This is a genomic window from Uruburuella suis, from assembly GCF_004341385.1.
Taxonomy (GTDB): Bacteria; Pseudomonadota; Gammaproteobacteria; order Burkholderiales; family Neisseriaceae; genus Neisseria; species Neisseria suis.
Genome location: NZ_SLXE01000013.1, coordinates 31,454 through 54,066 on the forward strand (window position 1 = coordinate 31,454; position 22,613 = coordinate 54,066).

At 51.0% G+C, this 22,613-nt stretch carries 12 protein-coding genes and 3 pseudogenes; 5 read left to right on the forward strand and 10 right to left on the reverse strand.

The genetic code is table 11. From position 1 onward, the window contains the following. Positions 1 to 292 precede the first annotated feature (292 nt). From prfB to EV680_RS06085, 5 genes are all read left to right on the forward strand, one after another. Positions 293 to 1,396, forward strand: coding sequence for a peptide chain release factor 2 (prfB, locus tag EV680_RS06065; protein WP_132953850.1), 1,104 nt, complete (start codon positions 293 to 295; stop codon positions 1,394 to 1,396). Between the two features lie 99 nt (positions 1,397 to 1,495). Further along, on the forward strand, positions 1,496 to 2,038 hold the full coding sequence (locus EV680_RS06070) for a hypothetical protein (protein WP_132953851.1): 543 nt from the start codon (positions 1,496 to 1,498) through the stop codon (positions 2,036 to 2,038). Positions 2,039 to 2,345: 307 nt separating this feature from the next. Further along, complete coding sequence (locus EV680_RS06075) at positions 2,346 to 3,557, forward strand: PQQ-binding-like beta-propeller repeat protein (protein ID WP_132953852.1); 1,212 nt, start codon at positions 2,346 to 2,348, stop codon at positions 3,555 to 3,557. A gap of 624 nt (positions 3,558 to 4,181) precedes the next feature. Continuing rightward, positions 4,182 to 5,162, forward strand: coding sequence for a 4-hydroxythreonine-4-phosphate dehydrogenase PdxA (pdxA, locus tag EV680_RS06080; protein ID WP_132953853.1), 981 nt, complete (start codon positions 4,182 to 4,184; stop codon positions 5,160 to 5,162). A gap of 31 nt (positions 5,163 to 5,193) precedes the next feature. Beyond that, complete coding sequence (locus EV680_RS06085; RefSeq protein ID WP_132953854.1) at positions 5,194 to 5,436, forward strand: cytochrome-c oxidase; 243 nt, start codon at positions 5,194 to 5,196, stop codon at positions 5,434 to 5,436. A gap of 70 nt (positions 5,437 to 5,506) precedes the next feature. On the opposite strand, the gene purB is transcribed toward EV680_RS06085, so the two are convergent. From purB to EV680_RS06140, 10 genes and pseudogenes are all read right to left on the reverse strand, one after another. Continuing rightward, entirely contained in the window at positions 5,507 to 6,877 is a 1,371-nt protein-coding gene (purB, locus tag EV680_RS06090; RefSeq protein WP_132953855.1) for an adenylosuccinate lyase, read from the reverse strand. Between the two features lie 501 nt (positions 6,878 to 7,378). Further along, a complete protein-coding gene (metE, locus tag EV680_RS06095) occupies positions 7,379 to 9,658 on the reverse strand; it encodes a 5-methyltetrahydropteroyltriglutamate--homocysteine S-methyltransferase (protein WP_132953856.1) in 2,280 nt (759 codons plus the stop codon). Positions 9,659 to 10,287: 629 nt separating this feature from the next. Then, positions 10,288 to 10,701, reverse strand: coding sequence for a hypothetical protein (locus tag EV680_RS06100; protein ID WP_132953857.1), 414 nt, complete (start codon positions 10,699 to 10,701; stop codon positions 10,288 to 10,290). Between the two features lie 471 nt (positions 10,702 to 11,172). Then, positions 11,173 to 11,928 (reverse strand): annotated as a pseudogene (locus EV680_RS12105) (DUF637 domain-containing protein); the annotation flags it as partial. A gap of 207 nt (positions 11,929 to 12,135) precedes the next feature. Next, positions 12,136 to 12,423 carry a hypothetical protein gene (locus tag EV680_RS06110; protein ID WP_132953859.1) on the reverse strand — a complete coding sequence of 96 codons (288 nt, stop codon included), beginning with the start codon at positions 12,421 to 12,423 and terminating at the stop codon, positions 12,136 to 12,138. A 733-nt stretch (positions 12,424 to 13,156) separates the two neighbouring features. Next, a pseudogene (locus tag EV680_RS12110) lies at positions 13,157 to 13,840 on the reverse strand (DUF637 domain-containing protein); the annotation flags it as partial. A gap of 463 nt (positions 13,841 to 14,303) precedes the next feature. Further along, on the reverse strand, positions 14,304 to 14,702 hold the full coding sequence (locus EV680_RS06125; protein ID WP_132953861.1) for a hypothetical protein: 399 nt from the start codon (positions 14,700 to 14,702) through the stop codon (positions 14,304 to 14,306). A 470-nt stretch (positions 14,703 to 15,172) separates the two neighbouring features. Next, positions 15,173 to 15,928 (reverse strand): annotated as a pseudogene (locus EV680_RS12115) (DUF637 domain-containing protein); the annotation flags it as partial. Between the two features lie 186 nt (positions 15,929 to 16,114). Continuing rightward, positions 16,115 to 16,558, reverse strand: a complete 444-nt coding sequence (locus EV680_RS06135; RefSeq protein WP_132953863.1) for a hypothetical protein — start codon at positions 16,556 to 16,558, stop codon at positions 16,115 to 16,117. After that, the gene (locus EV680_RS06140; protein WP_132953864.1) at positions 16,546 to 22,587 is read right to left on the reverse strand and encodes a two-partner secretion domain-containing protein; all 6,042 of its coding nucleotides are present in this window, start codon (positions 22,585 to 22,587) and stop codon (positions 16,546 to 16,548) included. The genes EV680_RS06135 and EV680_RS06140 overlap by 13 nt, the downstream gene beginning before the upstream one ends. Positions 22,588 to 22,613: the final 26 nt, after the last annotated feature.

A 22,613-nucleotide genomic window follows, 5' to 3' on the forward strand; every position in this document is an offset into this window, starting at 1 on the left:
CTGCTTTGCACCGGGCACCCGCCTGCGCGGGTGCGACAGATATCTGGTTTTGCAAAGATCTCAGGCCGTCTGAAAAATGTTTTTATGTGTTCAGACGGCCTGGTTGGGTTTTGGGTGTGGTGCAAGCGCCATGCGTACGATTACGCTGCGCTAATCGTACCTACGCAGGTTCTACGCAGTTTCGCCGTTTCCGCAGGTCGGATTCGAGAATCCGGCCTGCGCGGTTGCGCTGCCCCAAAGTTTTAAAAATCCAGTACAATACTCGGTTGAATTCGATAGCGAAAAGAAGATCATGGAAGCAGAAGCCATCAACCAGCTCAACAATACTTTATCCGACCTTGAGGGCCGCAGCGCGGATATCCGCGTGTATCTCGATTATGCGGGCAAAAAAGAGCGCCTTGAAGAGGTGGTCGGCCTCTCGGAAGACCCCGAGCTTTGGAACGACCCGAAAAAAGCGCAGGAAATCGGCAAAGAGCGCAAAATGCTCGAGGGCATTGTGCTCACGCTCGAGCACATCGCCACGGGCATCGACGACAACCGCATGTTGATTGAAATGGCGGTGGAAGAAGCCGACGAAGCGGGCTTTGCGGCGGTGGAGCAAGATGTGGCCGCGCTCGAGGCGCAAATGGCCGATTTGGAATTCAAGCGCATGTTCAACCAGCCGGCCGACCCCAACAATTGCTTTATCGACATCACCGCCGGCGCCGGCGGCACCGAGGCGGAAGATTGGGCGGGCATGCTTTTGCGCATGTATTTGCGCTATGCCGAGCGCAAAGGCTTTAAAGTGGACGTGCTCGAGCAGGACGACGGCGAAATCGCAGGCGTAAACCGCGCCACCATCCGCTTAGAGGGCGAATATGCCTACGGGCTTTTGCGCACCGAAACCGGCGTGCACCGCTTGGTGCGCTATTCGCCTTTTGATTCGAATAATAAGCGCCACACTTCGTTTTCATCGGTGTTTGTTTACCCCGAGGTAGACGACAGCATTGAAATCGACATCAACCCGGCCGATTTGCGCATCGACACTTATCGCGCTTCCGGCGCGGGCGGCCAACACATCAACAAAACCGATTCGGCCGTGCGCATCACCCACGAGCCCAGCGGTATTGTGGTGCAATGCCAAAACGACCGCTCGCAACACGCCAATAAAGCGGCCGCCATGGAAATGCTGCGCTCGAAATTGTTTGAGCTGGAAATGCGCAAGCGCAACGAGGAAAAGCAGGCGCTCGAAGAGGGCAAAAGCGATGTGGGCTGGGGCAGCCAAATCCGCTCTTATGTGCTCGATTCTTCGCGCATCAAAGATTTGCGCACCGGCCACGAAGTGGGCAACACCAAAGCCGTGCTCGACGGCGATTTGGACGGCTTTATCGAAGCGAGCTTGAAACAGGGCGTGTGATGCAGAAGGCCGTCTGAAAGAAACTGCGGCTGTCTGGAACTTTTCAGGTTTCAGACGGCCTTTTTATTATCTTTAAAATATGACATTGGAGATAATAAAATGGATTGGGGCGCGGCAAGTGAATGGGCAAATGCCTTTATTGCAACCGTGGCGCTTTTTTTAGCCTGGAAAGCAGGCACACGCGCCAAGCAGCTTTATGAAGACGGTAAAAATAATGAAAAAATGCAAGAGCAGCTGCGCCGTCGCAGTGAGCCGGCCAAGCTTTCGGTGTGGTTTGCAGCACAAAAACAAGGTACTTATGCTTGGGGGCTGGTATTGAACAATGTGGCCGAGCGCCCTTTTTACGACTTGTTGATTGAGGGCGAATATTGCGCCACCACGCCTACCGTCCATTTCAGCTATCAATATGTGAAAGTGATTCCGCCGGGCAGGTTTTTCGTGCCCTATAAACATAAGGAACCGGAGGGCCAATATCTTTTCGATCACCCAAAAGACTACGATGACGGGCTGCTCACCCCATTACTAACCAGTAAAAAACACATTATCCACCGCATCAGCTTTACCGACAGCGATGGTTTTCAATGGGAAAGCGACGGCTTGGGCAATTTACGGGAAAAATCAAACCCCGCAATTTCAATTTAAACCGCGCAAAACAGCTGTAGGTCGGATTCTCAAATCCGACATTTGGCCGCAAGGCCGAATACGCGCGATATGCTTGCTCTTTAAGCAAGTGTCGGATTCGAGAATCCGATCTACGTGCTGCAAAGGCCGTCTGAAAAAAGTATTCAGACGGCCTTTTTATCATTATTGCCACATAAAAACCACGCAATAATAATGAATACAAACCGTATTGGCGGTGGAAAAGTCGTGCTATGATGAAAATGTTTTGAGGCCGTCTGAAAAAAACCAAACACATTCCTCTGCCAAAAGCAGCCTTTCATCGGCTGCTATGTTGCATCTGGACCCCAACAATCCCAACCAAAAATACGCCACCAGCTCGCCTAACAGCTGGTCCACCGCCAGCGCCGATGAAAAGCTGGGGCTGGCCTATTTCCCGATGGGCAACCGCACGCCCGACCAATTGGGCATGTATCGCAGCCCCGCCGAAGAGAAATATTCCTCATCAGTGGTGGCGCTTGATTTGAAAACCGGCCAAGCGCGCTGGGTGCAGCAATTTGTGCACCATGATTTGTGGGATATGGACACGCCCGCCCAGCCCAGCCTGGTCGACATCACCACCGCCAAAGGCGTGGAGCCGGGTTTGGTCGTGCCCACCAAGCAGGGCGATGTGTATGTGCTCAACCGCGCCACGGGCGAAGCGATTATCCCCATCGGCCAAGTGGCTGCCGGCTCCACCCAAACCATACCCGAAGATTGGGCTTCGCCCGTGCAGCCCGTGTCGGGCTTGAGCTTCAACCCCGAGCCGCTGAGTGAGAAAAAAATGTGGGGCGCGAGCCTCGTGGATCAAATGCTTTGCCGCATCGAATTTAACAAGCTCAATTATTCCGGCCGCTACACCCCGCCCTCGCTGGAAGGCACCATTGTGTATCCCGGCAATTTCGGCGTGTTTAACTGGGGCTCGATTGCGGTTGACCCGAAAAAGCAAGTGATGTTCGGCATGCCGCTGCATTTGGCCTTTGTGTCTAAGCTGATTCCGCAAAGTGAAATCAACAAAGGCGGCGGCGTCAACACCGGCGAGCATGGTGTAAACGCCAATGCCGGCGCGCCCTACGGCATCAGCCTCACCCCCTTCCTCTCACCCATCGGCGTGCCCTGCCAGCAGCCGCCCTGGGGCTTTGTGGCCGCCGCCAGCCTGCAAAACGGCAAGATTTACTATCAGCGCAAAAACGGCACCATCCGCAATATGAACCCGCTGGGGCTGGCCATTAAAATGGGCGTGCCCGGCATCGGCGGCCCGATGATTACCGGCAGCGGCGTGGTGTTTATGGCAGCCGCCGTCGACAACAATTTCCGCGCTTATGATCTCGACAGCGGCGATGTGTTGTGGAATGTGGAAATCCCCGCCGGCGGCCAAGCCACACCGATGACTTACCTCAACAGCCAAGGCGAGCAAATGGTGGTGCTGGTGGCCGGCGGCCACGGCTCGGTGGGCACCACGCTGGGCGATTATGTGCTGGCTTATAAGCTGGAAGCACAATAACCGCAAGAGTTGGCAAGCGAAGGCCGTCTGAAGTCATAGTAGGTACGATTAGCGCAGCGTAATCGTACGCACGCATTCTCCCAATTGCGCGCAAGCAAAGGCCGTCTGAAACTTTAATCTTCAGACGGCCTTTAACATTCTGTGCAAGTGATTCAACCCCAGCCGCACGCCAACCATGGCGCGTAGCTTGGGTTGCCAAACCCAACATTTCAAGCGGTTTGAGGGATTGGTTGGGTTTCCAACCCAACCTACGCGCCGGAAGCACAATAACCGCAAGAGTTGGCAAGCGAAGGCCGTCTGAAGTCACAGTAGGTACGATTAACGCAGCGTAATCGTACGCACGCATTCTCCCAATTGCGTGCAAGCGAAGGCCGTCTGAAACTTTAATCTTCAGACGGCCTTTAATATTCTGTGCGGATGATTCAAATTATACCAATCCAAAAAAATAACCTAACTTCGTTGTCTCGCCTTGCCGTACTAGTTGTACTGTCTGCGGCTCGCCGCCTTGTTAGCTTACTTTTTTGAATTGGTATTAAGCCAAACCCAGCAAACCGCCGCGGCTGGATTTAGCCGCCGCTTCGCTATATACTGATTCGCATATCCATCCACACCACGAGCATCATCATGACCGTTCCCATTTTGGCCGTTACCAGCGGCGAGCCGGCCGGCATCGGCCCCGATATCTGCCTGGATTTGCCCGAAGCCGATTTGCCCTGCCGCTGCGTGGTGCTGGGCGACAAAACCTTATTGCAGGCGCGCGCCCAAGCGCTGGGCAAAAGCGTGCAGCTGCAAGACTACGATGCCGCGCGCGCACCGGCCGCCGGCGTGCTCGAAGTGTTGCATATTCCCCTGCGCACGCCTTGCGAAGCCGGCCGCTTGAGCACAGAAAACGCGCCTTATGTGCTGCAACTGCTCGACCGCGCCTATGAGGGCGTGCAGGCGGGCGAATTTGCCGCTCTGGTGACCGCGCCGCTGCACAAAGGCATTCTCAACGATGCAGGCATTGCCTTTACCGGCCACACCGAATACTTGGCCGAAAAAAGCGGCACCGACCAAGTGGTGATGATGCTCGCCGGCGGCGGCTTGCGTGTGGCGCTGGCCACCACCCACCTGCCGCTTAAAGACATCGCCGCCGCCATCAACCGGCCGCTGATCGAATCGGTGGCTACCATTCTCGCGCAAGATTTGCGCAGCAAATTCGGCGTGAAAAACCCGAATATCCTCGTTACCGGCCTCAACCCGCATGCCGGCGAAGGCGGCCATTTGGGGCATGAAGAAATCGACATCATCATCCCCGCGCTGGAAGCATTGCGCGCCGGCGGCATGAATATCCACGGCCCTTATCCGGCCGACACGCTTTTCCAGCCCTTTATGCTGCAAGGCGCCGATGCCGTGTTGGCCATGTACCACGACCAAGGTTTGCCGGTGTTGAAATACGCCAGCTTCGGTAAAGGCGTCAACATCACCTTGGGGCTGCCCTTTGTGCGCACCTCGGTGGATCACGGCACCGCACTCACGCTGGCCGGCAGCGGCAAAGCCGATTCCGGCAGCCTAATTGTGGCGGTAGACACCGCCCTGGCCATGGCGCAGCACCACCGCGCCTGAAGCCGGATTTTCACGAAAAAAGGAGCACAAGATGAGCCTGTTTAAAAAAAGCCCGCCCGATTTGGGCAAAATCAAGCCGCAGCCTTATGAAAGCTTTGAAGAAGCCGAGCAAAAGCGCGAGCAAGATGCCGTGGCCGTCAACCCGCCGCTCACCGAGCAGCAGCAAGCCGTGGTGCGCGAGCAGGCCGGTATCAATCCGGTAACGCAGCTGGTGGGCGATGTGGTTAAGCCCACCGATCACAGCGTGCCGGACGCCGGCGACAAGCCCGATTAAGCAGATGCACAAAGGCCGTCTGAAACCTTTCAGACGGCCTTTTGCTGTGCTATCAAAATCAAATGCAAAATCAAATACGCCGCGCCAATTCCTCGGCTTTGCCCACATAAAGCGCGGGGGTGAGTGCGTGCAATTGCGCTTTGGCTTCGGCGGGAATCTCCAGCGCGTTGATAAACACCGTGAGCACTTGCGGCGTGATGCCTTCTTTGCCGCGCGTGAGGTCTTTGAGTTTTTCATACGGATTGGCCACGCCATAGCGGCGCATCACCGTTTGAATCGGCTCGGCCAGCAATTCCCAAGTGGCATCCAAATCGGCGGCCAGCGCGGCGGGGTTGGCTTCGAGCTTGTTCAGGCCGCGCAGGTGCGATACCAGCCCCAAAATGGTGTAGCCCGTGCCCACGCCCATATTGCGCAACACGGTGCTGTCGGTGAGGTCGCGCTGCCAGCGCGAGAGCGGCAGCTTTTCGGCCAAAAAGCCCAACACCGCATTGGCCATGCCCAAATTGCCTTCTGAATTTTCAAAATCAATCGGGTTTACCTTATGCGGCATGGTGGAAGAGCCCACTTCGCCCGCTTTCACTTTCTGTTTGAAATAGCCCAGCGAAATATAGCCCCACACATCGCGGTTGAAATCAATCAAAATGGTGTTGATGCGCGCGATGGTTTGGAAAAATTCCGCCATATAATCATGCGGCTCGATTTGGATGGTGTAGGGGTTGAACGTGAGCCCCAGGCCGCGCTCGACAAAAGCTTGGCAGTGCGCTTCCCAATCCACATCGGGATAAGCCACCATGTGCGCATTGTAATTGCCCACCGCGCCGTTGATTTTGCCCAAAAATTCCTGCGCCTCGATTTGGCGGATTTGGCGCTGCAAGCGATAAAGCACATTGGCGATTTCCTTGCCCAGCGTGGTGGGTGTGGCCGGCTGGCCGTGGGTGCGGCTCATCATCGGCACCGCGGCCAAATCGTGCGCCAGCGTTTGCAGCTTGGCGGTGATTTCGGCCAGATGCGGCAGCAGCACCTGCTCGCGCGCCTCTTGCAGCATCAGCGCGTGGGAAAGGTTGTTGATGTCTTCGCTGGTGCAGGCAAAATGAATGAATTCGCTGGCATCGGCCACTTCGGGCACACCTGAAAAGCGCTCTTTGAGCCAATATTCGATGGCTTTCACATCGTGGTTGGTGGTGGCTTCGATGGCTTTCACCGCCGCTGCATCATCGAGCGAAAAATCGGCGGCCACTTTGTCGATTTCGGCAATGGTGAAATCGCTGAATGCGGGCACTTCCACAATTTTCGGCTCGGCCGCCAGCGCTTTGAGCCAGTTTAATTCCACTTTCACACGCGCCCGCATCAGGCCGTATTCAGAGAAAATCGGGCGCAGCGCTTCAACAGATTTCGCATAGCGGCCGTCGAGCGGCGATAAGGCGGCAATAGTATTGATCATTTTCGTTTTCCTGTGGTGGGCAGCCAAAAGGCACAATGCCGCCGATTATACCTCAAGCCGCCGGCGGCGGGCGCATGGGTGGCGCGATTTTTGGGCGGCGGAGCGTGAAAGCAGGGCGGGGGAAATCCCATAAGCAAGGTCAAACTTGAAAATAACGAAATGAAAGCTTTAATTAAAAAGGCCGTCTGAAACTTTGATGTTCAGACGACCTGCTTGGGTTTGTGGATACAAGTTTTATGCATTCCACGATTAAGTGCGCACCTATGCGGCTAGGCGTAGGTCGGATTCGAGAATCCGACGTTTGGCCATCAGCCAAAGTGATATGCGTGCCTTGTTCTGCGAACAAGTGTCGGATTCAAGAATCCGACCTACGGTTGCTTTCTACAATCAAAAATGCCGTCTGAAAACTTTCAGACGGCATTTGAACTGCATATAAGCCGTAGGGTTTCATGCGTACGATTGCGCCGTAAAAAGCGCGGCGTGCGCACTATGCCCTATTGCTTATTTGGCAGCCAATTCGGCGCGCAGCTTTTTGGTTACTTCCATCATCACTTTCAGCTGCTCGATGGTTTCCGGCCAACCGCGGGTTTTGAGGCCGCAGTCGGGGTTGACCCACAAGCGCTCAACCGGCACCACGTCCATCGCTTTGCGCAGCAAATGCTCCACTTCGGCGGCGGTGGGCACGCGCGGGCTGTGAATGTCGTACACGCCGGGGCCGATGTCGTTCGGGTATTTGAAATCGCCGAAGGCGGTGAGCAAATCCATATCCGAGCGTGAAGTTTCGATGGTGATCACATCGGCATCCATTGAAGCAATGGCGGGCAGAATGTCGTTAAATTCCGAGTAGCACATATGGGTGTGGATTTGGGTGCTGTCTTCCGCGCCGGTGCTGGAAAGGCGGAATGATTCGCACGCCCAGGCCAAGTATTCATCCCATTGCGCTTTTTTCAGCGGCATGGCTTCGCGAATGGCCGGCTCATCGATTTGAATCACTTTGATGCCGGCTTTTTCCAAATCCAGCACTTCATCATTCAAGGCCAGCGCAATTTGTTTGGCCACCACGCTCAAGGGCACATCATCGCGCACGAACGACCATTTAAACATGGTTACCGGGCCGGTGAGCATGCCTTTCATCGGGCGGCTGGTGAGCGTTTGCGCGAAAGAAGACCAATAAACCGTCATCGGATTGGGGCGGGAAACGTCGCCGAAAATAATCGGCGGTTTCACGCAGCGGCTGCCGTAGCTTTGCACCCAGCCGAATTGGCTGAAGCAATAGCCGGCCAATTGCTCGCCGAAATATTCCACCATATCGTTGCGCTCGGCTTCGCCGTGCACCGGCACATCGATTTGCAGCTTTTCCTGCTCTTCCACGCAATAAGCGATTTCTTTTTTCATCGCCGCATCGTAATCGGCCGCGCTCAATTCGCCTTTTTTAAAGGCCGCGCGCGCTTGGCGGATTTCGGTGGTTTGCGGGAATGAGCCGATGGTGGTGGTGGGCAGAATCGGCAATTTCATCCATTCTTGCTGCGCTTTGATGCGCTCGGCAAACGGCGATTTGCGCTGATCGGCGCCTTTGGGCAGATCGGCCACACGCTTTTGCACCGCTTCGTTGTGGATCAGCTTGTTGGTGGCGCGGTCAGCCGCGGCGGCATCAGATGCGGCAATGGCTTCTTTCACGCTCTCTTTGCCGTGTGCCAGGGCTTGTTTCACTGCGCCCAGCTCAACCAATTTTTGGGCGGCAAACGCCATCCAAGATTTGATTTCGGCATCGAGCTTTTCTTCCACCGCCAAATCTTGCGGGCTGTGCAAGAGCGAGCAGCTCGGCGCAATCCACAAATTATTGCCCAATTTGGCCGCCACCGGTGCCAAAGTGTCAATCACTTTGCTCAAATTGGCGCGCCACACGTTGCGGCCATCAATCAAGCCCACCGACAACACTTTGTTTTCCGGCCAAGCATCGGCAAACACCGCCACGCTTTCGGGCGCGCGCACGGCATCGATGTGCACACCGTGCACCGGCAGGTTTTTCAGCAGATTCAGATGCTCGGCCACTGAAGCAAAATAAGTGCCGATAATAATGCGCACGCCGGTGTTGGCCAGCTCTTTATACACAGCCGGGAAAGCATCGAGATAAGGCTTGGGCGCATCCACCGCCAAAATCGGCTCGTCGATTTGAATCCAATCCACACCCTCGGCGGCCAATTCGCGCAGCAATTGCGCATAAGCGGGCAAGAGCTTCGGCAGCAGGGTTGCCACGCGGCAGCCAAATTCTTCTTTCTTTTTACCCAGCCACAAAAGGGTGAGCGGGCCCACCAGCGTGGGCTTGATATCGTGGCCCAGCGCGCGCGCTTCTTTGATTTGGGCAATCAGATTGGCAGAATGCGCGGCAAATTCGGTGTCGGCATGCCATTCGGGCACGATATAGTGATAGTTGGTGTCAAACCATTTGGTCATTTCCATCGCAAACTGCGTGGCATTACCGCGCGCCAGCTGGAAATATTCGGGCAGGCTCAGATTGGCCGCATCAAAACCGAAGCGCTTGGGAATGCAGCCCAGCGCCACTTGCGTGTCGAGCACTTGGTCGTAAAACGAAAAATCGCCCACCGGCAGCAAATCGGCACCGGCCGCTTTTTGCGCCGCCCAGTTCAAACGGCGGATTTCAGCCGCCACCGCCTGTAACTCAGCCTCGCTTTTCGCGCCTTTCCAAAAAGCCTCTACGGCAAATTTCAACTCGCGCTTCGCGCCGATGCGGGGATAGCCGCTCAAATGGAATGTGTTCATATGGGTTTCCTGTTGGGTATAAGGGGATAAATCTTTCGATGCTGCTATATTGAATAACTTTTTTCAAGGAAGCAAACGCTTAATTTGCATGGTTTCATGAATTTTAATCATGGGCTTTGCGAGGCCGTCTGAAAGGTTTCAGACGGCCTTATACCAATTCAAAAAAGTAAGCTAACAAGGCGGCGAGCCGCAGACAGTACAGATAGTACGGCAAGGCGAGACAACGAAGTTAGGTTATTTTTTTGGATTGGTATTAGCCGGTTTTAAATCGTTTGTTTGCTTAAGGCCGGATGAGTGCAGTTTACAATGGCATTGGTTTTGGTTAGCGGTGTCGCCGGGATTAAAGATGCCGTCTGAAAGCAAGCGTAATTCGCATGTAGAATGTGTGCCATAGGCATACTCGCTTTTTCTCATTGAGCAGCAAGGGAGCAACAAGGCCGTCTGAAAGATTAATGTTTCAGACGGCCTTGAGTTTCTTGCCATCAAAAGCTGTGAAGAATAAGCCTGTTAAGATGCGTGCGTGCCTATGGCACACATTCTACACACAGGACACAGGCTACGCTTGCTTGACTACCTTTACGCTTGCTGTCCCAACTCAAAAATATATTTCTATTAAAATAACATATTGATTAAATGAAATTATCATGTTCATTTACATTAATTACTTCACTATACAAAGCCTTTGGAATTTCCATTTCCCAGTGGAATGCCAAAATAACGCCCATAGCCAGGCTTCTAATTTCTTGCCATTCAGAATCATCCAAGCTACTATTTTCAAGCCATAAATAAGCATATTTTTCTCCACTTTTACCTGAGATGTAAGCATCTAAATCTCTTAACAAGACTAATTGCTTTTCTGTAATATCTATATATTCATGTATTCTCTCTAAATTTTCTCCAACCGCTTCTTCATACTCTAAAACAATTTCTTCTCCAACCATGGAATTTTCCGGAAGTAAGTTTTTTTGAACACAAGATGATGATGCCAATGCCATTAAAGACCATTTGAACTTATCAAAATAATATTGTTTTAAGCTGATCATATTAATTTTTCCTTACTTGTAAATAATTGTTGCCTTCTCACCTGGCGTAGCAACATATGTCTTTTTATCTACCACTTTCACAATCCCTTTATTTGTTGTAGAGAGCTTGTAATAAGCACCTGCATGTCGCCCACCTCCCGGATGTAGTTGAATTTGTGATATTGAAGGATGGCCTTTAATTTCAAGAATAGTGGCTTTCCCGCTACCTTTACTGCTAGACCTGATAGTTGTCGAATACCCTGCCCGTTCAAACTGTTTGGCAATATCCACCGCAGATTTCCCCCATACTGTTTTGGGGTTTTTCACAAAATTTACGGTGATTAATCGTGTAGCATTCCATGCCTGAAAAGTTTTTGCCGCATCCGCTGTCCACTTAATTCCTCGAACACTTCCTCCCGTAATCGGGTATAAAGTTGCTGCAAATGCCGCAATATCCAAGGTTTCCAAATCTGCATCTTGGAAAGCTTTTTGCCATTGTTGCCGTTCTGACGGACTGAGTGAATTCATAAATTCATCATGCCGATGCACTTCTAAAATCAACTCTTCTCTTAAAGTATTATTCTCCACAGCCACCTTGGCCGCATCCGCCGCCACATTCACATCGCCGCCGGTCAACCCCGCAGCCGTACCCGCGACCAAGCGCGAGTAAGCAATTATCTTCGCTTCTTCTGCAGCACGCTCTGCTGCAGGCAGTTTGCTAAGGTCTCTACCGCCCAGCAATTTCTCTCCCACAATCTCGCCTACGGCCGCGCCAATCGCACCATCTTGGCATTTGCCCTTATTAGCCGCCGCTGCGGCACAACCTGCTACGGCATGGGCAACTTTATGGGCGATATAGTGATTATCCAAATCTTTTATCTTGCTCGCCGCTGCACCATGTGCCGTCTGAACCAGCGCGGACAATATGGCGCTTTCCAGGCTGTCTTGCAGGCTGCCACCATTGATGGCGGTGCCAATCACGGCGCTGCTGCCGGCGTTGGCAAGGTTGACGCTGAGGTTGTTTACCCATTCGGTGTTGCTGGTGCTGTTGAGTGCGGAGGTGGCGCCGATTTTGTCGGCCACACCAGCGGTGATCACGGCGGTGGCGAGGTTTTTAACGGTGCTGCTTCTGCCCAGCTCTTTAAAGGTTTTGCCAAGGTTGCCTTTGTTGTTGACCAAGCTGATAGAGGCTTGGGTGGCCAGCGACAGAAAGGCGGCGTTTGCCATGGCGGCGGAAGTGCCGGTGACGGCCGTGCCGCTCGGTAAGTGCAGATGCATAGGCACGCACACGTTTTTTCATTTAACAGCAAGGCCGTCTGAAAGATTAATTTTTCAGACGGCCTTGAGTTTTTTATCATCGAAAGTTAGAAGAACAAGCAGGTTAAGACGCGTGCGTGCCTATGGCATACAGGCTACGTCTGCTATGGCTTGCACCCTACGCACAGGCTATGCTTGTTAAAAACAATTTACTCTAAACATTTTTCTATTCTGATCATTACTGAATCTAGTGTCCGTTTTTTCTTCAAGAATACAATTTTGATCCGAAGGTAAAATAATTTTTCCTGAATAGGGACTGAACCATCCATCACCAGGGAAATTATTTAAATTGGAGTTACTAAAATGAGGATCTCGAGTAACGGCATCCCTTAAGGCAGCCTGCTCTGCTAATGCAATCTGTTCAGTGCTTATTCGAGAAGCACAGGCAGTCAAAAAAATACAATATAAAAAAATCAAATTTTTCATTGAAAATTCCTTGAAATTATCTTTATGGTTTAAACGTATAACTATTATTATTAATATTAATTATATAATTTCCATCCTTACCAGCTGGAATCAATATTTGTTTGGGATCAAAAATATGGATAAGCCCCGTTGGTGTACTCTGAACATCACCAACATTCACTCCAAATATTTGCTTTTTATTTTCATCAAAATATATTCTTGAATATTTCTTACCATTAATTTCAGCGCTATCAGCAATTATTATAATATCTTTTATCATGCCAACTTCTTTAGCTATTGCATCATTATGTGATTCAGCATAATAGTGATCTTCCTTTCCTTGGAAAGGAGCTAACCCTAATTTATTTTTCGACAATTGCTCATTGAATTCATGGGCAATAAGCGCATTACCAGATAATATAATCTTGTTGGCATCTAATTTTTCCATATCAGCAACATCAAATCGCCCTGTTATCCAAGAGCCACCGGCCGTTAATTTATCATTATAAACTAGAGTAATCTGGGCTGTTCCCGTTTTATCCTGAATAACATTATTCAGCATATTATAGAATGACAACTGTTTGGCATTTAAACTCGCCGTGGTTGCATTGCCCACCGGCACAAGCACCATAATCTCATAGCCCAAGCTGTTGAATTTTCCTGTACCTTTCAATTCAAATTTTCCGCCTAATTCACTTTCTACTTTATCCGCAAATCGTCTTTTGGCTTTCGGGTCACTCTTCGGATTAAATGCCAAAAGATTATTTTGTACAGCAGTTTTCGCCGCATCCGCCGCCACATTTACATCGCCACCAGCCAAACCCGCAGCCGTACCCGCGACCAAGCGCGAGTAAGCAATTATCTTCGCCTCTTCTGCAGCACGCTCTGCTGCAGGCAGTTTGCTAAGGTCTCTACCGCCCAGCAATTTCTCTCCCATAATCTCACCCACTGCCGCGCCAATCGCGCCATCTTGGCATTTGCCCTTATTTGCCGCCGCTGCGGCACAACCTGCCACGGCATGGGCAACTTTATGGGCGATATAGTGATTATCCAAATCTTTTATCTTGCTCGCCGCTGCGCCATGCGCCGTCTGAACCAGCGCGGACAATATGGCGCTTTCCAGGCTGTCTTGCAGGCTGCCACCATTGATATTGATGGCGGTGCCGATCACGGCGCTGCTGCCGGCGTTGGCAAGGTTGACGCTGAGGTTGTTTACCCATTCGGTGTTGCTGGTGCTGTTGAGTGCGGAGGTGGCGCCGATTTTGTCGGCCACGCCGGCGGTGATCACGGCGGTGGCGAGGTTTTTAACGGTGCTGCTGCTGCCCAGCTCTTTAAAGGTTTTGCCAAGGTTGCCTTTGTTGTTGACCAAGCTGATAGAGGCTTGGGTGGCCAGCGACAGAAAGGCGGCGTTTGCCATGGCCGCGGAAGTGCCGGTGACGACCGTGCCGCTTGGTAAGTGCAAATGCATAGGCACGCACACGTTTTTTCATTTAACAGTAAGGCCGTCTGAAAGGTTAATGTTTCAGACGGCCTTAAGTTTTTTTATCATCGAAAGTTAGAAGAACAAGCAGGTTAAGACGCGTGCGTGCCTATGGCATACACCCTACACACAGGCTACGCTTGCTGGCTTCGAATGCGGTAGTAATGCATAACGGCTTGGTGTTTGAAGTCTACGGTATATTTGTTCATAAGAAAACTGCACCTTTTGGGTTGGATGGTGGGTGTCCAACTTTTGGGGTGCAGTTCAAGGTTCAGACGGCCTTGAGCTTTTTTACCATCAAAATCCAGAAAAACAAGCCGGAGAAGACGCGCGCGTGCCTAGGGCACATACCCTACATGCAGGCTACGCTTGCTATGACGTATATTCTACACACAGGCTACGCTTGCTACACTTACGCAAATTATTCATTTACATCAATAACCATACTATATAACGGTTTCGGTTTCTCAAGCACCCACCCGAAAATTTCAATAGCTTTTTTCGAAAGCTTACGAATAATCTGCCATTCTTCCCCATCTAATTGTTCATTATCTAACCAAATATGTTCAAACTCCACACCACATTTGCTCACTATATATGCGTGCAGTTCTTTTAATGCATCAGTTTGCTGAAGCGATAGAAATCCATATTGAATAACAGGATCTAAATCAACTAAAACAGCAGCTTCATATTCAGAAAAAAGTTCATCACCAACTAGAGAATCAGGAGGAAATAGGCTTAATTGTTCCTCAGAGGACTGAGCCATTGCCATTAAAATCCATTTAATTTTATTGTAATAAAATAAGTCGCGCTCATTCATTTCATTCTTTCCTATTTATAAATAATTTGTGCTTTTTCCCCAACAGTAGGAATATAAGTTCCCTTATCCACAACTTTCACGACCCCTTTATTTGTGGTTGACAACTTATAATATGCCCCGGCGTGCCGGCCTCCTCCTGGGTGAATTTGGATCTGTTGAATGGAGGGGTGCCCTTTTATTTCAACAATCTTAGCTAGACTTCCCTGTCTATTGCTAGACCTGATAGTTGTCGAATACCCTGCCCGTTCAAACTGTTTGGCAATATCCACCGCAGATTTCCCCCATACTGTTTTGGGGTTTTTCACAAAATTTACGGTGATTAATCGTGTAGCATTCCATGCCTGAAAAGTTTTTGCCGCATCCGCTGTCCACTTAATTCCTCGAACACTTCCTCCCGTAATCGGGTATAAAGTTGCTGCAAATGCCGCAATATCCAAGGTTTCCAAATCTGCATCTTGGAAAGCTTTTTGCCATTGTTGCCGTTCTGACGGACTGAGTGAATTCATAAATTCATCATGCCGATGCACTTCTAAAATCAACTCTTCTCTTAAAGTATTATTCTCCACCGCCACCTTGGCCGCATCCGCCGCCACATTCACATCGCCGCCGGTCAACCCTGCAGCCGTACCCGCGACCAAGCGCGAGTAAGCAATTATCTTCGCCTCTTCTGCAGCACGCTCTGCTGCAGGCAGTTTGCTAAGGTCTCTACCGCCCAGCAATTTCTCTCCCACAATCTCACCCACTGCCGCGCCAATCGCGCCATCTTGGCATTTGCCCTTATTTGCCGCCGCTGCGGCACAACCTGCCACGGCATGGGCAACTTTATGGGCGATATAGTGATTATCCAAATCTTTTATCTTGCTCGCCGCTGCACCATGCGCCGTCTGAACCAGCGCGGACAATATGGCGCTTTCCAGGCTATCTTGCAGGCTGCCGCCATTGATGGCGGTGCTGATCACGGCGCTGCTGCCGGCGGTGGCAAGGTTGACGCTGAGGTTGTTTACCCATTCGGTGTTGCTGACGTTGTTGAGTGCGGAGGTGGCGCCGATTTTGTCGGCCACGCCGGCGGTGAGCACGGCGGTGGCGAGGTTTTTAACGGTGCTGCTTCTGCCCAGCTCTTTAAAGGTTTTGCCAAGGTTGCCTTTGTTGTTGACCAAGCTGATAGAGGCTTGGGTGGCCAGCGACAGGAAGGCGGCGTTTGCCATGGCCGCGGAAGTGCCGGTGACGACCGTGCCGCTTGGTAAGTGCAGATGCATAGGCACGCACACGTTTTTTCATTTAACAACAAGGCCGTCTGAAAGATTAATTTTTCAGACGGCCTTAAGTTTTTTTATCATCGAAAGCTAGAAGCACAAGCTGGTTAAGACGCGTACGTGTCTATGGCATATATCCTATGCACAGGCTACTCTTGTTCAATGTTTTTTGCATTTTTCTGCAGGATTTCGCCATTGAAGAAACACTTTCTGATACATCCCCTCATCTGTGTAATAATCACTATCCAAGCCGATTCCTTCTGTTCCCCGACATAAATATTTATCACTAAAGCCAAGATCTACCACTCTTGCCCGAATATCCTGCATTTCAATTGGCTCATTATTTTTACCTTTGATTTCAAAAGCCATCCCAGCTATACCAGCCCTAAAACCTTCTCCCTTCAATATTATTTGATACTGATCAGAAAATTGCATAATTTCTGATTGAATTTTCAATTTTTGTGCATCTAGTCCTTTTGTTTTACTGTTGTAAATCGGCCCATTGGGTGATGAAAGCCACATCATCAATATTGCCGTTAACAGAAACAATGCAATTCCAATTAGATGTTTGATTATATTTTGATATTTAATTATTTTTCCCATTTCCAATTCCATTTCCCATTTTGATATTCCACTTGCCCTATTCTTGCTACTTTTTCAACCCCTAATGAAATGCTAGGCGTGCCTAAACCTAGTTCTGCTGAGTATTTTACCGTGTCTCCACCTATTGTTTTTGCTCCTCCGCCACATATTAAATAAATACAAATTTGTCCTCCATTAGAAGTCCCTTGCAATGCTGCCGTAATTGTTTTATCAATATTAATTTTTTCCAAATCCGAGGTATTTAGAATGCTTCCCATAACAATATTAAACCCTCCTGATTTAAAACTTTTTATAGATACATCTGAAATATTTTTAAAATTTGATGAACCGGCAACAGAAATGAATACTTCTCCTGTTCGAGTATTTACAATTACTCTACTTCCATACCCCAATCCTAAAATCTCTGGGCTATTCAAATTAATTGCAACATATTGCCCTATAGGTACTTGTTTCCATGCAGTATCAAGATATTTCAATGTTGTTGCATCTGGCACATAAAAATCCTTAATAGATATACTGCTATTCTTTAAATCTCCAGAGAATTTTTTATTCTCTTTATACTTATCAATCATTTGATTCGTAATTTCAGTGGAAAGGTTGGCATCTTTCAATTTAGTTTTACATGAATTACTATCTGGATCAGCACGGCATACATTTAATAATTCATTGTTTCTTTTACGGCTTAATTCAACTAGCTCTTTTTTTGCATTATCTACACACTTCTTATCCGTACCACAACTATTCAGTTTTTTATCATAATCATCCCAATCTTTGCGAAGTAAATAATTATTCCTCACCGCCGTTTCTGCAATATTGGCAGCGGTATTGGCATCTCCGCCTGCAAGCGTAGCTGCGGAAGCGGCGGCCACCTTGAAAAGCGTGAGCAATTTGGCCTCTTCCGTTGCATTGGCAGGCTTACCGTAAACTTCTGCCACAATCTCACCTACTGCCGCGCCAATGGCGCCATCTTGGCATTTGCCCCTATTTGCCGCCGCTGCGGCGCAGCCGGCCACGGCATGTGCCACTTTATGGGCGACTTGCTGATAAAACTGTACATTGTCGCCTGCCGTGATGCCTTTGATTTTGCTTGCAGCTGCACCATGACCGGTTTGAACCAGTGCGGCTAATATTGATTTTTCCAAGCTGTCGCTCAGGCTGCCGCCATTAATGGCGGTGTAGGTGGCTGCGGCGCTGCTTGTGTTAATCAGGTTGGTGGTGAAGGTGCCTGTCCAATCATAGCCGGTGGCGCTGCTGGCTTGGTTGCCCGCTGCGGTGGCAATGCCGCTCAGTTCGCTCAACACGCCTGCGGTGGCGGCGGCTGTTAGCACTTGTTTGACGGTGTCGCTGCGGCCGAGATCTTTCAGGGCTTTGCCCACATTGCCTTTGTTGTTGATCACGGCAATGGCCGCTTGGCTGTAGAGGCTGTTCAAAGCTGCTGCTTGCATGGCTGCTGCGGTAGTGGTAGCCGTGGTGGCTGTTGTGGCCGCGGCTGCACCTGCCGCACCGCTTCCTGCTGCTGCGCCACCGCCTGCCGCTCCGGCTGCTGCGCCGGTGCCGGCACCGTAGGTCAGCACGGTAACGATAATCACGATAATGGCTGCGCCTGCGCCGGTGAGGCCTTCTTGCTTATAATCCCATTTGTCGTAAGCCAGCTTAACCTGATTCCAGTCGACATCTTTGGAAAGCTGCAATTGCTTCAAATAGGCATATTCGGGCTGGCGGGCGAGCTTTTCGATTTCGGTTTTGAGCTGGCCTTTGGGGATATCGACAATATAGCCGCCGGGCGCGCTGAGCTTGGGCGGGGTGGGGCCTTCGAATTTGGGCAGGGCGAGGGTTTCCACCATGCTGCCGCTGCCGGCCATGCTTTGCCACACCACGGCGTTGGATTCGCTGCTTTCTTCTTTTTGCACCGTGGTTTTGATGCCTTGCAGGATGATTTTGGCATCTTTACGGGCATTTTCGCCTACGCCGGCTTGGATAGTGGCACCTTCGAGTGAAGTTTTAAAAATAGTGCCCTGTAATAAGGTATCCCAGCCTGATTGAGTATCAGCTTTTTCAGCTTGTAAAGTAGCAGGAAGCATCTCATTAACATAGGCTGTTGATTTATTAGAAGAGCTTCCCACCTTGATAAAGCTCAAAAATTTCCTGCTAGAATTGCTGCTATTTTGTTCACGAAATACTTTATCAACCGCAAATAAGGATAAAGCTTTGCCTGCTGCAATATTGATACTACCTCTAGGAGCATCAAACTCTGTTGCATATGCGGCAATATTTTGTCCAGCTTTAAGTTCTATGCCTTTATCTCCTTTCATTTTGACAATTGAAGGTCTGATTTCCTCTCGGATATTGGTATGACTATGATGTTTTTTACTCCAGAAAGAGCTGGTTGTATATTCACCATGATGGTAAGAATAGAACCCTTCTTGATTGTATCTCAAGAGAATATCCCCATAAGATTGCAATTTAATCTTACCTCGTTCAGAATTAATTTCTGAAGCATTTATTATCAAATGGCTGTTGGCACTGTCATTGGGCGCAATAATATTTACATTACCGACTGCAGAAATTTTACTTGGCTTATTGAACATCGCATATTTATAGTCATTGCCATTTTCTTTACCATATTCATAGAATTCAGATAAACCATTAATCATAATTGACGCTTGCCGTTCCCCTTTTATCGCCGCTGCCGATGAAGAAGGTAATAACCCTGCTGCTTGCAAATCAACTTGTTGGGCAGCAGTAAGCGTAGCAGCCTCCATATTGATACCTTGCGCTGAAAGCAGATTAATATTTCTTCCATTCAGCTCACTACCTAAATATTCATGACCATTGCCTTTTTGAGAAGATAGCTCCAACATCAAATCCAGATATTCTTTATACTCACGAATAGGCTTAACAGGTGCATCGTGCTTAGCAAATCTTTTCTTTGCCATATCCAACAATAAATTCTCAAATGCATCATCACGATACATTTTTGGCATTTCCATCTTCATTTTATACGAGCTAATAGCTGCTTCATACGCCATTTTCTCTCCAGCGTATTTAGGATTATTGGTTAGTCTTTCCAATTCTTTAGCTAAAGGCTCTATTTGTTGATTTAATTCTTGCACTTTCTTAATGGATATGTAATCACTAAATTCATTTTTTAATGCTGTGATATTCAACTGCCCTTTAGTCGTGCCCACGGTCAAATCTTTCCCTGCCGCAATCTTGGCCGCCTGAATATCGGCTTCGCCAGCGATCAGCTTGATGTCGCCTTTGGCGCTGAGCGTGGAAGTGGTGCCGCTGGGGTTGCCTTTGTTGCCGCTTTTGCCGGCAAGGGTGAGCTTGTTGCCGGCTTTGAGGTGGAAGTTGCCATCGGCGGCAACGGTATAGCCGGGCTGGATATACACATCGCTTTTGGCTTCGATATTGATGCTGCCATCAAGGCTTTTCAGCTTGGCATCGTTTTTCAGCACCGGGTTGCTCAGGGCTTTCAGGCTGCTGTTGCCGCTGCCGAGGTTGAGGTTGCTGCCGTTGGATTTCAGGTGCACGGCGCCGCCCTGCATATGGCTGTTGTTGGCGTGGTGCAGCCAGTCACTGTGAATAGAGAGCACGCCGTTGGCTTTGAGGGTGTTGGCGGTGCTTTGTTTGTCGTTTTGCAGAATTTGGTTGTTGCGGCTGCTGATGGCCATATGCTGCCCGGCGCTGGCATTTACCTGATTCAAATGCACTTTGCCGGCATCGGCGGCGATGGTGGTGTTTTGCGATGAGGTGGCGGCCACTTGGTTAAGCGTTAAATCTTGTTTGGCTTCGAGCTGGATTGCGCCGCGGGTGGCGCTGATTTTAGCCTGATTGATGCTGAGGGCGCCGTTGCTGCTTTGGGCTTGGATATGGCGGGCGAGCAAGGTGTTTTGCTGCTTACCGTTGCCGATAATCATGTCTGCGCCGGACACCAAGCGGATATCGCCTTCGGCAGCAGTGATGTCGGTGTTGTCGGTTTTCAGACGGCCTTTGCCCACCGAGCCGAGCGCCACGCCGGTTTTGCCGCTGAGTTTGGCGGCGGCGGTGCCGATGCTCAGCAAGTCAACGCGGCCGTTGGCCATGATGCTGAGGTGGCCGTTGGCGGCGGTGGCGTTTAGGCCGTCTGAAACAATATTGCCTTGCAAGGCGGCGGCTTCGATATTTTGGCCGGCATTTAATTGGGTGTTGGGGGCAAGGCCGAGGTCGCCGCTTTGGGCGCTTAGGCTGAGGTTGCCGCTGCCGGCTTTAAGATTCAATCTTTCCACGGTGATGCTGCCGGCGGCAATGCTCAAATCTTTGGCTGCATTCAGATTTTTCGGCGAAGCGGCACCGATTAAGGCTTTTTCGCCGGCTTTCAGGCTCACGTTTTGCGTGGCGGCGGGCAGCTCTGCGCCCACGGTGAGATTAAGGTTTTTACCGGCATGCAGGTAAACGGCTTCGGCGGCTTTGATGGTGGTGGTGGCGCTGATGTCGTTATCGGCCAGCGCCACGATGTTTTTGGCGGCGCTGAGGCTGCCGCCGCTGATATTAGCATTGGCGGGCGCCGGGTTGGCGGCAAGTGAGGCAGGCTTGGCGGCTTCAAGGTGGATGCTGCCTGCGCTGCTGGCCAGATGGCCGGCATTGAGTTGCACATTGCCGTTGGCCAAGATGCTGATGTCTTGCTTGGCGCTGAGGGTGCTGTTGTTTTGCAGGTGGTTGCTGCCTTGGGCGGCGGTGTAGATTTGGCCGCTGCTGCCAAGCTTGGCGTCGTTTATCGTAATGTTGCCGCCGGCGGCTGCGCTGATGGCGCCGCTGCCGCTGTTGGTGAGCGCGGCTTTTTTGTTGATTTGGATATGGCGGCCGGCATCGAGAATGATGGCGGAGGCCGTCTGAACGTTGCTTTGATTGAGCGCGGTGTTGCTGAGCACCAAATCGCGACCGGCATCGACCACCATCAGGCCTTTGCTCTCGATTTTGCCGGCGGTGGAATCAATATCGCCGTTGCCGCTGTTGGCCGCTTGGTCGGTGGTGGTGAGGCTCAAATAAGTGGGCGCGGCTTCGGTTGCGGCGGATGTGGTGCGGATTTGGCCGCTGTTTTCAATTTTGCCGGCCGAGGTGAGCACCAATTGGCGCTCGGCCTGCAAGGTGCCGGCGTTTTTCACGCCCAAGCCTTTTTCGTTGGCAATCAGGGTGATGCTGCCTGCATACATGCTGCCTAAGGCGGCGGTGTCGATGGCAAGCGCAGGCTTGGTGCCGGCGGCGCTGCCGCTGCTGATTTCGCCGCTTGCATAATCGATTTTTTGCGCGCCGGTGGCGATGGTGAGCTGATTGGCTTGGATTTTGCCTTGCACGGTGGCGGCGCGGCTGAGGATTTCGGTGTAGCCCGCGCCGGTGCTGCCTGCATCGTTGAGGCCGCCCGCGCCGATGGCAACCGTGCCTTGGCGGATGTCGAGCTGGTGCAGCGCGCCCTCTTTAATCACCGGTGCGCCGGTGGTGAGCACGGCGCGGTTGGCGTTTTTAAAGCCGCCGCCGTTTACCTGAATGCCGGCCGGGTTGGCGATAATCACGTCTGCCTTGCTGCCTTCCACGCTGATGATGCCGGCAAGCTTGCTGGGGCTGGTGCTGCGGATTTCGTTGAGAATCACTTTGGCACTGCCTTTGGCCAAATTCGGGTTGGCTGTGCGGCTGTTGTTGAGCACGGCGCCTTTGTTGTCGACATCGAATTGGGTGTAGCGGTTGTGGCTGAGGCCTTTGGCGGTGGGGGTTTGGATGTTTACCAACGGTGCGCCGCTGCTGTGTTTCAACACGGCGGCCTGCTGATTGGCGGGGGCGGATTTGTCGGCAATGATTTGCGCTTGGGCAAAGCCGATGCCGCCGAGCAACACGCCGCAAGCGGCCAGCATGGGCATGCCGGCTTGCAGGGTGAAGCCGGCGCGCGCGGAGCTGTCTTGCGTGGATTTGCCTTCGCGGGCGGCATGCTCGGCCACGGCCATCATGCAGCCGCGCTTTTTGTTGAAAATGATTTTATGCAGGTGCTTGTTCATTTATATTTCCCTTGGATTAAATATTT

Excerpts from the sequence above, each read along its gene's own strand:
- EV680_RS06125 (WP_132953861.1), bottom strand. The coding sequence starts at position 14,702 with ATGAATGAGCGCGACTTATTTTATTACAATAAAATTAAATGGATTTTA.
- EV680_RS06075 (WP_132953852.1), top strand. The coding sequence starts at position 2,346 with ATGTTGCATCTGGACCCCAACAATCCCAACCAAAAATACGCCACCAGC.
- EV680_RS06070 (WP_132953851.1), top strand. The coding sequence starts at position 1,496 with ATGGATTGGGGCGCGGCAAGTGAATGGGCAAATGCCTTTATTGCAACC.
- metE (WP_132953856.1), bottom strand. The coding sequence starts at position 9,658 with ATGAACACATTCCATTTGAGCGGCTATCCCCGCATCGGCGCGAAGCGC.
- purB (WP_132953855.1), bottom strand. The coding sequence starts at position 6,877 with ATGATCAATACTATTGCCGCCTTATCGCCGCTCGACGGCCGCTATGCG.
- EV680_RS06085 (WP_132953854.1), top strand. The coding sequence starts at position 5,194 with ATGAGCCTGTTTAAAAAAAGCCCGCCCGATTTGGGCAAAATCAAGCCG.
- prfB (WP_132953850.1), top strand. The coding sequence starts at position 293 with ATGGAAGCAGAAGCCATCAACCAGCTCAACAATACTTTATCCGACCTT.
- pdxA (WP_132953853.1), top strand. The coding sequence starts at position 4,182 with ATGACCGTTCCCATTTTGGCCGTTACCAGCGGCGAGCCGGCCGGCATC.
- EV680_RS06140 (WP_132953864.1), bottom strand. The coding sequence starts at position 22,587 with ATGAACAAGCACCTGCATAAAATCATTTTCAACAAAAAGCGCGGCTGC.
- EV680_RS06110 (WP_132953859.1), bottom strand. The coding sequence starts at position 12,423 with ATGAAAAATTTGATTTTTTTATATTGTATTTTTTTGACTGCCTGTGCT.
- EV680_RS06135 (WP_132953863.1), bottom strand. The coding sequence starts at position 16,558 with ATGGGAAAAATAATTAAATATCAAAATATAATCAAACATCTAATTGGA.
- EV680_RS06100 (WP_132953857.1), bottom strand. The coding sequence starts at position 10,701 with ATGATCAGCTTAAAACAATATTATTTTGATAAGTTCAAATGGTCTTTA.